12 protein-coding genes are annotated in these 12,023 nt (G+C 43.1%); 10 read left to right on the top strand and 2 right to left on the bottom strand.

The window, feature by feature from the left end:
- Positions 1-262: 262 nt before the first annotated feature.
- From CAL7507_RS03360 to CAL7507_RS03320, 9 genes are all read left to right on the top strand, one after another.
- On the top strand, positions 263-472 hold the full coding sequence (locus tag CAL7507_RS03360) for a hypothetical protein (RefSeq protein WP_015127019.1): 210 nt from the start codon (positions 263-265) through the stop codon (positions 470-472).
- A 210-nt stretch (positions 473-682) separates the two neighbouring features.
- Complete coding sequence (locus CAL7507_RS03355; RefSeq protein WP_015127018.1) at positions 683-1,942, top strand: GNAT family N-acetyltransferase; 1,260 nt, start codon at positions 683-685, stop codon at positions 1,940-1,942.
- 1 nt (position 1,943) lies between these two features.
- Positions 1,944-2,420: a Holliday junction resolvase RuvX gene (gene ruvX / locus CAL7507_RS03350; RefSeq protein WP_015127017.1), complete on the top strand. Its 477-nt coding sequence runs from the start codon at positions 1,944-1,946 to the stop codon at positions 2,418-2,420.
- 140 nt (positions 2,421-2,560) lie between these two features.
- Positions 2,561-3,133 (top strand): DUF3727 domain-containing protein, encoded by a 573-nt coding sequence (locus tag CAL7507_RS03345; protein ID WP_015127016.1) that lies wholly within the window; start codon positions 2,561-2,563, stop codon positions 3,131-3,133.
- A 320-nt stretch (positions 3,134-3,453) separates the two neighbouring features.
- Positions 3,454-3,993 carry a YqeG family HAD IIIA-type phosphatase gene (locus CAL7507_RS03340; protein ID WP_015127015.1) on the top strand — a complete coding sequence of 180 codons (540 nt, stop codon included), beginning with the start codon at positions 3,454-3,456 and terminating at the stop codon, positions 3,991-3,993.
- A gap of 561 nt (positions 3,994-4,554) precedes the next feature.
- Positions 4,555-5,664 (top strand): glutamate 5-kinase, encoded by a 1,110-nt coding sequence (proB, locus tag CAL7507_RS03335; RefSeq protein WP_015127014.1) that lies wholly within the window; start codon positions 4,555-4,557, stop codon positions 5,662-5,664.
- A gap of 247 nt (positions 5,665-5,911) precedes the next feature.
- Entirely contained in the window at positions 5,912-6,796 is an 885-nt protein-coding gene (locus CAL7507_RS03330; protein WP_015127013.1) for a hypothetical protein, read from the top strand.
- Between the two features lie 151 nt (positions 6,797-6,947).
- On the top strand, positions 6,948-7,364 hold the full coding sequence (locus tag CAL7507_RS03325; protein ID WP_015127011.1) for a hypothetical protein: 417 nt from the start codon (positions 6,948-6,950) through the stop codon (positions 7,362-7,364).
- A 214-nt stretch (positions 7,365-7,578) separates the two neighbouring features.
- The gene (locus CAL7507_RS03320) at positions 7,579-9,774 is read left to right on the top strand and encodes a DNA methyltransferase (protein ID WP_015127010.1); all 2,196 of its coding nucleotides are present in this window, start codon (positions 7,579-7,581) and stop codon (positions 9,772-9,774) included.
- Positions 9,775-9,836: 62 nt separating this feature from the next.
- Here CAL7507_RS03320 and CAL7507_RS03315 read toward each other — a convergent pair whose 3' ends face one another.
- Positions 9,837-10,373 carry a PadR family transcriptional regulator gene (locus CAL7507_RS03315; RefSeq protein WP_015127009.1) on the bottom strand — a complete coding sequence of 179 codons (537 nt, stop codon included), beginning with the start codon at positions 10,371-10,373 and terminating at the stop codon, positions 9,837-9,839.
- Between the two features lie 104 nt (positions 10,374-10,477).
- On the opposite strand from CAL7507_RS03315, the gene CAL7507_RS03310 reads away from it, so the two are divergent.
- Entirely contained in the window at positions 10,478-10,864 is a 387-nt protein-coding gene (locus CAL7507_RS03310) for a monooxygenase family protein (RefSeq protein WP_015127008.1), read from the top strand.
- Positions 10,865-10,907: 43 nt separating this feature from the next.
- Here CAL7507_RS03310 and CAL7507_RS03305 read toward each other — a convergent pair whose 3' ends face one another.
- Positions 10,908-11,861 carry an ROK family protein gene (locus tag CAL7507_RS03305; RefSeq protein ID WP_015127007.1) on the bottom strand — a complete coding sequence of 318 codons (954 nt, stop codon included), beginning with the start codon at positions 11,859-11,861 and terminating at the stop codon, positions 10,908-10,910.
- Positions 11,862-12,023: the final 162 nt, after the last annotated feature.

Here is a 12,023-nt window from a genome sequence, read left to right as displayed (position 1 = left end):
TTTATAGTTGTGACTGAAATCGGCTGGCTGCCAATATCAAGTTATGGGCTTGACAGAAGTACCAAAATCAGATTTGTTAACTCTGGGTGCAGTTGAAGTTTCATATTGTTAAATTAAGTATCACGAACTTTCCTCATTCCCCATCCACAATCCTAAGAACCGTTAAACTTCATTGCAAATTAAAAAGCTATTCTCAACAACATGATAAGTTCTACTCATGTGAAGCAATAGCATAAGATTAAAAGAGGAGAGGAAAGTGGCAATGGAATCAAATTTACTAACGGGCACTGGTGCAGTAAGTGCAGCAAACGATGATTTTAGTGAGTATGTTGCCCATTTACAGCTACACATGACTCTGCAAGCTCGCAATCTGGTTCCATCTCTCAAACAGACCCAAGAAGGTAGTCGAGAACAATTACTCCATCAAACTCAAGCTAACTTTGAAAAGCTAATTTCTCGGCAAGGGCTGTAAAAGATACAAATATTAATCTAATTTCACATAAAATAAAAGCAGGCTATGATTGGGTCAACATTCCATAACGTTCCCAGAAAGTCTGCTTTTTTCACATTTTTTAAGTATCAGGTTAAGAAAATCACTCTTTTGAAGCAATAGCAAGCAACGGAAAGCCGTTAAAATTGTTATTGCAACACCTACTCAGCAAAGGCAGTTAGTTAAGGCTAGATGGCGGCTCGAATCAAAATGACTTCATTACTTCCACGAAATCTCAGCGTTGTTATTCGACCAGTCCAATATCGGGATCTGGACGGTATTGAACGCCTAACTCAAGAGTCATTCGCAGCCCTCACTCCCAAGGGAGGTTGTTTTGCCGTACGCCAGATGCAATGGCTGCGTCGCTGGTATGGGTTCATCAAATGTTTGAGTTGGATTCCCAACCCATTACAGTACTTATTTTGTTCCTATGTAGCAGAGCAAGGACGGACGCTACTGGGGATGATTCAAGTGTCACCGTTTAACCGGACGCGCAGTACTTGGCGCATTGACCGAGTAATGCTAGAGCGTGGTGCCGATAAGCAGGGGATTGGCTCGCAACTCATGCGCCACTGCTTTGAGTCGGTTTTGGAAGCGCGTACATGGATACTAGAAGTTAATGTCAGCGACATGGAAGCCCTAGCGCTGTATCGACAAAATGGATTTCAGCGGCTAGCAGAAATGACATATTGGGAAATTTCCCCAGAATTGTTGTCTGAACTGGCACAGGGAGAGCCAGACCTACCTAATCTGTTGCCTGTCAGTAATGCTGATGCCCAGTTACTCTATCAATTAGATACGGCATCCATGCCTCCTTTGGTGCGTCAGGTATTTGACCGCAACACCCGCGATTTTAAAACCAGTTTGTTTGGCGTTTTAACCGATGCTGTCAAACAGTGGGTGACTAAAACAGAAGTCGTGAGTGGCTATGTATTTGAACCCCAACGTAAAGCCGCGATCGGACATTTTCAGGTGCAACTTGACCGTAAGGGTATTGCGCCCCACGTAGCAACGCTCACCGTTCACCCTGCCTACACTTGGCTATATCCAGAATTATTATCCCAACTGGCTCGCATTGCTCAAGATTTTCCACAGCAAGGGTTACAACTGGCTTCCTCAGACTATCAGCCAGAGCGAGAAGAGTATTTAGAAAGTATTGGAGCCAATCGCATCGAACATACCCTAATCATGTCGCGCTCAGTTTGGCATAAACTCCGTGAGTCTAAATTTGTCTCCTTAGAAGGGATTCAGTGGCCGGAAGTTTTGCAAGGTCTACAACCGGCTCGTAAACCGATCCCCGGCGGGATGTCATGGGTACAACAAGTACAACAACAGCCAGCACCAGAAAGACCAGTACCAGCAAAATCGGAACCGATAAACTTCAGCGGCAAAAACTGTAACATGGAAGCATCTTGCCAGCCTGAATCAGCAGATGCACAGCCAGAGCAGTAGTATGACACCCCAAGAGCAACCAAGACCGTTGATTTCAGCGTTGGGATTAGATTTCGGTCGCAAGCGGATTGGTGTTGCTGGGTGCGATCGCACGGGTTTGATTGCCACAGGAATCACTACAATTGAACGATCATCTTTTGAGCAAGATGTCGAGCAGCTACGCCTGCTAGTGCATGAGCGCCAGGTGGAAATACTAGTTATGGGTTTGCCTTATTCAATGGATGGTTCCTTGGGGTTTCAGGCGCGACAAGTGCAAAAGTTTGCTACTAGACTGGCTAAGGCGCTAAAACTGCCTGTGGAATATGTGGATGAGCGATTAACTTCATACCAAGCAGAGCAACTGCTAATAGCTGAAAAGCGCTCCCCCTCAAGGCATAAAGCTTTAATTGACCGCAAGGCAGCATCTCTAATTTTGCAACAATGGCTAGATATCCGACGGGCTAAATTTCATAGCTCAGTGGTAGCTGTTGAGTATTGATACCTTTTAACATGATATTCTGAAAACTATTCCCCAGCGGTTGTATGTAAGTCTAAAGCTATTTGTTTGACATTATCTGTTATTAAATAGTTAAGCGATTGACAACGTCGCTGGTATTTATAAAGTTCCACACTTCGGCTATGTTTTCCTCTGAATTTCCTGAAGAAAATGATCACGCTCATTCGGGTTCCATCACTTTGACCGACGACAAAGGGCGAACCCTCGAATGTTACATTGAGCATTCCCTCGCAGTGGATGGTCAAGAATACGTATTACTTCTCCCCGTTGACTCACCTGTAGAGATTTTTGCTTGGCAAGGTGAGGGTGAAGAGGAAGAAGCTGTTCTAGTAGAAGATGACGACACCATTGACACAATTTTTGCCACTGCTCAAGCAGTACTATCTGAGCAGAACCTGATCTTGAAGAATACTGCTTATGCTCTAACGGTTGCAGGTGATTTGCCACCTGTAGAAGAGTCAGAACTCTTCACCTTAGAAATTGAAGATGACGAAGCAGATTTAGAGCCGGAGCAATTACAGCTACTCGCTAGCTTCTACGATGAAGAACAAGAGTATGCAATTTATACCCCCCTCGATCCACTGCTGTTTTTTGCACGTATATCAAAAGCAGGTTTACCAGAATTACTCTCTCCAGAAGAGTTTCGTAAAGTACAGCCGTTGCTAGAAGAACACCTTTTTAATGAGGTTGAGTAGCATTAAAAATTAAAAATTAAAAATTAAAATGTCACATTTTTAAATTTTTAATTAGGAATTTTTAATTATAATCGCAAACAAGATCCACCCTTTTGCATTTACCAAGAGTCAAGCAGCCGTTGTAGCAGGTGATTTATTAATCATGTCCGCTGATACGGGGACTAGGGATTAGTAGCTAGTAACTGAAAATATGAGGGACTAGAGGAGTAGGAGAATAATTCTTGACTCTTGTGCGCGATTAATCGCGTCTCTACTCTTGACTCTTTTACACGATTAATCGCGTTTCTTGAATTCTGAATTCTGACTTTTATTTCTCGATTATGCCCTGGAACAATCTTTTACAGCCGGATTTGATTTTGAAAGGTTCAGTTTTGAATTTAACACCAGATATTATCCAGCGATATGAGCTTAGGGGGCTGGTGTTAGATGTGGATGAAACCTTAGTACCCATGAGAGTAGGGGCGGTTTCACCAGAACTACGACAGTGGGTAGAGCAAATCCGCGCCTGCACTGCTTTGTGGTTGGTAAGTAATAACCTAAGTGAAGCACGCATTGGTGGCATCGCCCGATCGCTCGATTTGCCTTATTATCTGGGTGCCGCCAAACCCTCACGACGCAAAATCAGGGCTGCACTCAGATCTATGGAGTTACCAGTTCATCAAGTGGGGATGGTAGGCGATCGCTTATTCACCGATGTCTTGGCTGGTAATCGCTTGGGGATGTTTACCATCTTAGTCGAGCCAATTATCCATCCCGATGCTGTTCTCCGCTCCCATCCCATCCGGAATTTTGAAGTCTTGGTATCGGAAATCCTAGGGGCTACAATTACCCCCAAGCGCACAAAAATTCACAAAAAGTAACAAATCACCAAAAAAGTAAATCTAAAGAAATAATTAAGAAATCTTTATTCATAGCAAAAATCGGGGATCATAAGTATTAATAACATGGGGTTCAGCAAAATAAAGACCCTAACTCATAAAAAATAAACATAAACCCGTAGAGCGTCAGCCTTCACATATAGAAGAACTGGCGCTTTACAATTTAGTCAAGAGTCAAGAGTCCAAAGTCCAAATTTAAGAGTTATGACCTAGTGGTTTGTCAATTTTGTTTTGAGGGGTTTTTGGTAGTGCGGGCCGAAAAGCCCGCGTGAGCGAGACGCTCACACTACAGTCCCTCATTTCAACCCTGACAGATTACTAGCCCTTTCAAGGTGATAAACGAAGATACGTTGTTTTAGTGTGATCATCCTGAGTTATCCGCTCAGATTTTGGGATTTTTAAAGGTTGAAATAACCAATTTTCGTTTTTTCGTTCCAAATTTCACCACATTGAAAGGGCTAGAGTTATGACCCTTAACCCTTGACCCTTGACCCTTGACCCTTAACCCTTAACCCTTGACCCTTGACCCTTGACCCTTGACCCTTGACAAAAACAATTGTCGTCAAAATCGGTACATCTAGCCTGACGCAACCAGCAACTGGAAAACTAGCGCTTTCCACCATTGCGACTTTAGCGGAAACACTCTCTGATTTAAGACAGCAGCGCCATCGCGTGATTTTGGTTTCCTCTGGTGCTGTGGGGGTTGGTTGTGCTAGGTTGGGCTTAACTGAACGTCCCAAAGCGATCGCTCTCAAACAAGCAGTTGCAGCAGTCGGACAAGGTAGACTAATGCGGGTGTATGACGATTTATTTACTACCCTGCAACAACCCATTGCCCAAGTTTTGCTAACTCGCAGCGACTTAGTGCAACGTAGCCGCTATCTCAACATTTACAATACCTTTCAAGAACTGCTGGGACTGGGAGTGATTCCCGTGGTGAATGAAAATGATACGGTAGCAGTTGATGAACTGAAATTTGGCGACAATGACACCCTTTCGGCATTGGTCGCTAGCTTAGTAGAAGCAGATTGGCTATTCTTGCTCACCGATGTAGATAGGCTATACTCCGCTGATCCGCGTTCTGTGCCGGATGCTCAACCGATCGCTTTAGTGAGTAGCATTAAAGAATTAGCAGAATTACAAATCCAAACAGGTACTCAAGGTTCCCAATGGGGTACAGGTGGTATGGCGACTAAAATCTCTGCAGCTAGAATTGCCACTGCTGCTGGTGTGCGTACCGTGATAACCGAGGGAAAATATCCCCGAAATATAGAAAAAATATTACAAGGTGAATTATTAGGGACACACTTTGAACCGCAACCAGAACCAACATCAGCCAGAAAACGCTGGATAGCTTATGGTCTTGTGCCTGCGGGAAAATTATATTTAGATGTGGGTGCGATCGCTGCAATTTCTCAAGCAGGAAAATCATTGTTAGCGGCTGGTATCAAAACAGTAGAAGGAGAATTTGATCCTCAGGAAGCAGTGCAATTGTGTGATATCAACGGTAACGAAATCGCCAGAGGATTAGTCAACTACAGCAGCGTTGAATTGCAAAAAATTCGCGGTTGTCACTCGCGGGAAATTCCCACACTTTTGGGATACGCAGGTGTAGAAACCGTGGTGCATCGGGATAATTTAGTTTTGACTTAATAAACAACATACTCTTCTTATGATTTTTTGGATAATATCCAGAAAAATTCTAGATATCCATCTACCCTAAGTTAAGTCAATATACTTATCAAGTCAGTATAAAATTTAAATAGTAACGATATCCAGAACATTTGTTGATTTTATGATCAAAATCCTTGTAACACATTCTCTCACTGGATATATCAGTTTGATATACGGAAGTTTCCTGCATAATAAATAGTTAACTGTCTCATCTACTGAGAGAAATATGACTGGAACGGACGGTATTTTTAGAACAAATGGCACTGATGAAGTTTACTGCGCCATTAAAGATGAAATAAATTCTCATTGCCAGGAAGCCAAGATATTTGTTGAAGAGCTTTGGAGAAAAGCACACAAATATCTTGACTCAGATATCCTGAAAGAGCTACCAGTTCAGTTTCACCAGCGTTTCTGGGAAATTTATCTGGCGGCATCATTGCTTGAGACAGGTTTGAACCTTCAACATAGCAGTGGTCGAGATGGCCCAGACATTTGTATCAAAGCTGATGATGGATCAAAAGTATGGGTAGAAGCTGTAACAGCATCCCCAGGGAAAGGAAATGATGCCGTTCAAGAGGCAGAAATTGGTGCTGTAATATCTGTCCCCGACGACCAAATAAAACTTCGGTTACTGAATGCATTTGCCGAAAAAAGTAGAAAATACAAACGCTATAGAGAGAAGAATTGGGTTAGTTCAAAAGAACCATATATCATTGCCATCAATGCGGCTCAAGTCCCTTCAGCAAGGCTTGAGCTTGAAATTCCTAGAATTGTCAGATCTCTTTTACCCTTTGGATTTCAAGTTTTACATTTGAGTAGAGAGACTTCGGAGGTGACTGGAACCAGCTATGAGTATCAAGGGGAAGTAATTAAAGAATCTGGCACAAGAATAGAGACTACTTCCTTTTTGAATCCAGAATATTCTGGAATAAGTGCTGTCATTTATTCATGTGTTGACGCTTTCAATTATCCAACAGAGATTAGTAAGGCACTCTTATTGTTCCATAATCCTCTAGCCACGACTCCATTACCGTTAGGCTTCCTAAAGAAAGGCTATGAATATTGGGTTGATGAACATCTCAAAAACAAAAATTGGCATCAAGACGAATGATTTGATATACGTAGGACTTACGCACAACACAACGACAGTAGGGGTAATTAATGAATTACCCCTACGCAAAAATCAGGTTTTCGGTCACATTTTGCGTAAGTCCTAATACGAAGAATTTCCATATAGTAGTTAGGCGAAGGAGGCGGCTCTCGTGAAGAAACTCCCGAAGACAGACAACTCCTTGGTGCTTCGGAGTGACTTCTCTGATGACTCTGCGTGGGAGTCGATCTGTGCGGCGATTCGAGAACCGGTGGGAGAATTTCGAGCATTCGTAGACTGCATCAACGATTCGGACTATGAAGGGTTGACCATTGAGCAGTTGATCGCGATCGCGCCGAAAGGCTCGGATCATTCTTTCGTATTCATCGTTGATCGGACTGCGCTCACGCATGTCGAGCATCCGATTTTGGTCGTCGATTTGTATGATGAGCCTGGTAGGACGTTTAGGGTCATCCCACGCGAAATGTGGAGTGTGGAGAACAACCTTTCAATAGCAAACATGGAATACTGTGAGTTTGCGGTTAGCGTTGATCAAGATGGGATTTTCCGTGGCTTCCCGCAGTCGTGATTCCTGGTATCGCCTAACAAGTCACCGTATATTATTGCCCACCTTAGAGATCCAGTAGATGATCCTCAGAAAAAGAAGGAGAATTCTCAATAGTCCGTAAATAATGAAAATGTAGGCTTCGATGGAGATTTTTAACAGGGATAAAGTTTGGTAACGAAAAGATTGGGGTAAGATGTCATAGTTTCCTATAAGATTATTGGATTTATGAAGCTCAATGACTAAGCCTTATCAGCTTCAGCTTTTCAACTCAACACCTGAATCCCACGAAAATATTCAATCAAGGATTATTAAAGAGCGGACAGGAACTTTCACAGACAATATGAAATTGCCTATCCATCGGTGGTTTCGCTATTCTGCTGGATTTTCAGCAGCTTGGGTTGAAGGGGTAATTACAGAGTTAGAACCTAAAATTATTCTTGATCCATTTGCAGGTTCTGGTACTGTTTGTGTTGCTGCTGATAAGCTGGGCGTAACCTCTTATGGTATTGAAGCACATCCTTTCGTTCATAGGCTGGCAAAAGGAAAGCTGGCGTGGGTAGTACATATTCATGAGTTTTTAGAAGCAGCTAATAAAATTAAGCATTCTGCTGCTATGCTTCAGCCAAAGCTTCCAGAAAAAATTCCGATACTATTAAGTAAGTGTTATACAGAAGAGACATTAACAGACCTCTTGAGAATTAAGCAAGCCTATCTTGAACTAGCTCCTTTTTTATCTGAAGAGGTACAATCTCTAATTTTTTTAGCAATTTGTGCCATTCTCAGATCAACTAGTTATGTCGGCACAGCGCAGTGGCAATATATTCTTCCCAACAAGCGCAAAGCTAAAACTGGTGAGCCATTTGAGGCGCTAGAAAAGCAGGTGGCTATGATGCAAGAAGATATGTGTCAAATGCAATCTATCACTAGATCAAGCCTGTCTACACTCGTTCAAGACGATGCAAGAAGCTTAAAAAGTCTTCCTGATAATTTAATAGATTTAGTAATAACTTCTCCTCCTTACGCAAACAACTATGACTATGCAGATGCTACACGCCTGGAAATGACCTTTTGGGGCGAAGTGAATTCTTGGGGAGATTTACATGAAACGGTTCGTAAATTTTTAGTTCGTTCAAGTTCACAACATGTTTCAAAGGAGCGGCTGAACTTAGATTCTTTGATAGCTGAATCGATTATTGAACCGATTCGAGACGAACTACTTCCTGTTTGTCAGGAACTAGCAAATATTCGAGGAACTAAGGGTGGTAATAAGGCATATCACACAATGATTGCTGCTTATTTTACCGATATGGCATTCGTCTTTCGTGCGCTGCGTCGAGTTGCATCGTCTAATTGCAAAATTTGTTTTGTGGTGGGAGATTCGGCTCCCTATGGAGTATATGTTCCAGTTGAGCAGTGGCTCGGTAAACTGGCTATTGCAGCAGGATTTGATTTCTGGTCTTTTGACCAAATTAGACAGCGTAACGTCAAGTGGAAAAACAGAAAGCATAATGTTCCACTACAGGAAGGAAGACTTTGGATCGAAGGTGAATGTATGGCACAATCTCCATCACACAAATTTGGGCAGGATTTAGGAAAGCTTCTTGAGGATATAGTCGAGTACGATATTCTTAAACCTCGACTACAACAGTTTGCACAAACCAAAAACTACTATCTTGATTGGCAACGCTCTCGTCCAGCTAGAAGCGGCAAAAAAGTTACCTGGGAAGACAAATATGGAAACAAACATGATTTGGATTTTGTAATTGAAATCGATGGTACGGATGATCAAATTGGTAGACCTGTTGCATTTATCGAGTCTGCATGGCGGAGATATACAAAACATTCAAAAAATAAAGCTCAAGAAATCCAGGGTGCTATATTACCCATCATTGAGCTTCATCATTTGTCAGCACCATTTTACGGCGCGATATTGGCTGGAGATTTCACAAAACCAGCTTTAGATCAATTGAGAAATAATGGATTTACAATTATTTATATCCCTTATAAAGATGTAGTAGCAGCATTTAAGGAGATTGATTTTGATATTGAATTTGACGAAGAAACTCCCGATGAAAGCTATACCGAAGCCTCAAAGAAGTTGGCTGCTCTTACTACTTTAGATAAAGAAAAACTTCGACAAGCTTTAATGCGAGTTTCAAAACAAGAAGTCGATAGATTCATGGATACCCTGAGAAACTGTCTTGAGCGTTATATCACCAAGGTAATTCTTGTACCGCTTTTTGGCATCAAATATGAATTTGAGCGGATTGATGATGCAATTGCCGGACTGAATACACTTAACGTTGACAATCCAAGTGGTGAATTTGAAAGATTTGAAGTCATCGTTGATTACAGCAATAGCGACACAATTCGAGCAAGTTTTCAGACTAAGACTCTGTTGGCAGATTTCTTGAGAAAATTGGGAAGTTGAGGTTAGCTTAACAATTGGGTGCGATCGCTACAATTTCCCAAGCAGGAAAATCATGGTTAGTTTTATTTCTCACTTAATATAGCGATCGCCTCCTCACACCAAGCAAGCCACCCGATCTCAAACTGGATGCCATTGCGGAGAGTCAAGTAGCGAAACAGATCCTTCTCTGACAAATTCCCAGGATTGGCAAAGGCATTCTGTTGAATCTGTTGATAAACTGCCAGCCGCTCTTGGTGTAGCCCTCGATGCTCCCTGATTTCGGTCAGTATCGTCTCCCTTGGCACCACAAACCCGGCAAACATCTTCACCAGCAGATCATCCCGCAATGGTGCGATCTCACAAGGAGTTTGAATCCAAGCCTCTAAAAACCCTTCACCATCCCTCGTGACAGCAAAAACCTTCTTATCTGGGCGACCCTGCTGGGCGATCGCCTGACTCTGCACTAGCCCCTGTTCCTCCAACTTTCCCAGTTCGCGATAAATCTGCTGGAAACTAGCCTGCCAGAAAAATCCTACCGATCCTTCAAACCTCTTCCTCAGGTCATACCCACTGCATGGACAATCCATCAGTGTCGCCAAAATTGCATGAGCCAGTGCCATCGCCAATCAGTTCTCCCATCTAGTTGACATATTCAATTAATTGATTATACAGTGTTTAGTATAGTCAACTAATTGAATATGTAAATTTTCTGGGAGACATCACCATGCTGAAATCTGCGGTTTATCAAATCCAACTACCTGAACATCCAAGTGCGATCGTCTTTGTGAATGGAATGATTGCCCGCGATCGCTCAGGCTTTCTCTGGCTGTGGCGTAACCTGAACAGTGTTCGCCAATCGACTGCTAAAGCACCAGGCTGCATTCAAGTGAAAGCAGGAATTTGCAGTCCCAAAGAAATCGTCATGGTGAGTTACTGGGAATCCGATCGTTATTTGATGGACTTTTTCCGAGGTGCAGCCCATCGCCAGATGATGCAATTCACCACCCGTCATCCCAATAGCCTTTGCCTCTATAACGAAACTTACCATCCCTCAAAAAGTGGGAAGTATAGCCATGAGCCACAGGGAATGGCTGCCGTCTATGGGGTATAGTTATACCATTTTGGATTTTGGATTGAGCCACGTAAGTGCATAGTCAAGCGCTGGTTCTGTGAATTTCAGCCAACGCCACGGCTCCCCACAACGGTGCATCATCCCCTAAAGCCGCCGGGACAATGGCAAAATCAACTTCTGGTAACGCCGTCTCCCTGGCTATCTTCCTCACTACATCCCACCAACGAGTCCCCGCCTTCGTCACACTCCCGCCCAGCACAAACAACTGCGGGTTAACCAAATTTGCCACGTTACCAATCCCCACACCCAAGCCCCAAGCACTGCGATATAAAATCTCCTGTGCCAACTCATCCCCTAAAGCCGCCGCCTCACTCACAACCTTCCCTGTCACCAACGCCAAATTGTCTCTCACTATCTCCCTAATTATTTTCCCTGACAATCCGTTTTCCATCTTTTCCCGCACATCCTGCGCCATATAAGGCCCCGATGCTAGCCTTTCTACACAACCTCGCTTCCCACACAAACATACAGGCCCTGCTGGGTCTACAACCATGTGTCCAATTTCACCAGCCATCCCCACTGCACCCCGCCAAGGCTGACCATTGAGTATCCAACCACCACCCACACCAGTACTGACGGTGATGTAAAATAGGCTATCATAGCCATTACCAGCCCCAAAACGATATTCGCCCAAAGCCGCAACATTGGCATCGTTGTCTACACTAGTAGGAACGTCATATTCTTTTTCTAGCAAGTCTTTGAGGGGAATTTCTTCCCAACCTGAGACATGATGAGAAAGTCTGACTGTTCCCGTCTTAGCATCCACTGGCCCGCCAAAGCTAACACCTATAGCTACTGGTTTGGTATCTTGTAGCAAGGAATGAATCAGCGATCGCATAATTTCTAAATCACTGTGAGCATCTGCATTCATCGGTGAGAAGCGACGTTCATGATGCAACCAATCCCTAGAACCAAGATTTACTACCGCTGCGGCCAGTTTCGTACCGCCAAAATCCAGCGCTAAAATTAATGTCATAAGTCAGTCCGTCTACAAACATTTATAACTATTGAGAATATATATCTTTTATGTTGAAAAAATGAATGCTTATTTTGATCAGCTATTAACAGCTTATCAGCTTAATTTAACAAGTATACCGTTAGCTAAATTTTGGTTCCAGACACATCAGACGCTTTTTCG

The organism is Calothrix sp. PCC 7507, assembly GCF_000316575.1.
Lineage (GTDB): Bacteria > Cyanobacteriota > Cyanobacteriia > Cyanobacteriales > Nostocaceae > Fortiea.
This window is presented reverse-complemented; position numbering and strand designations above follow the sequence as displayed.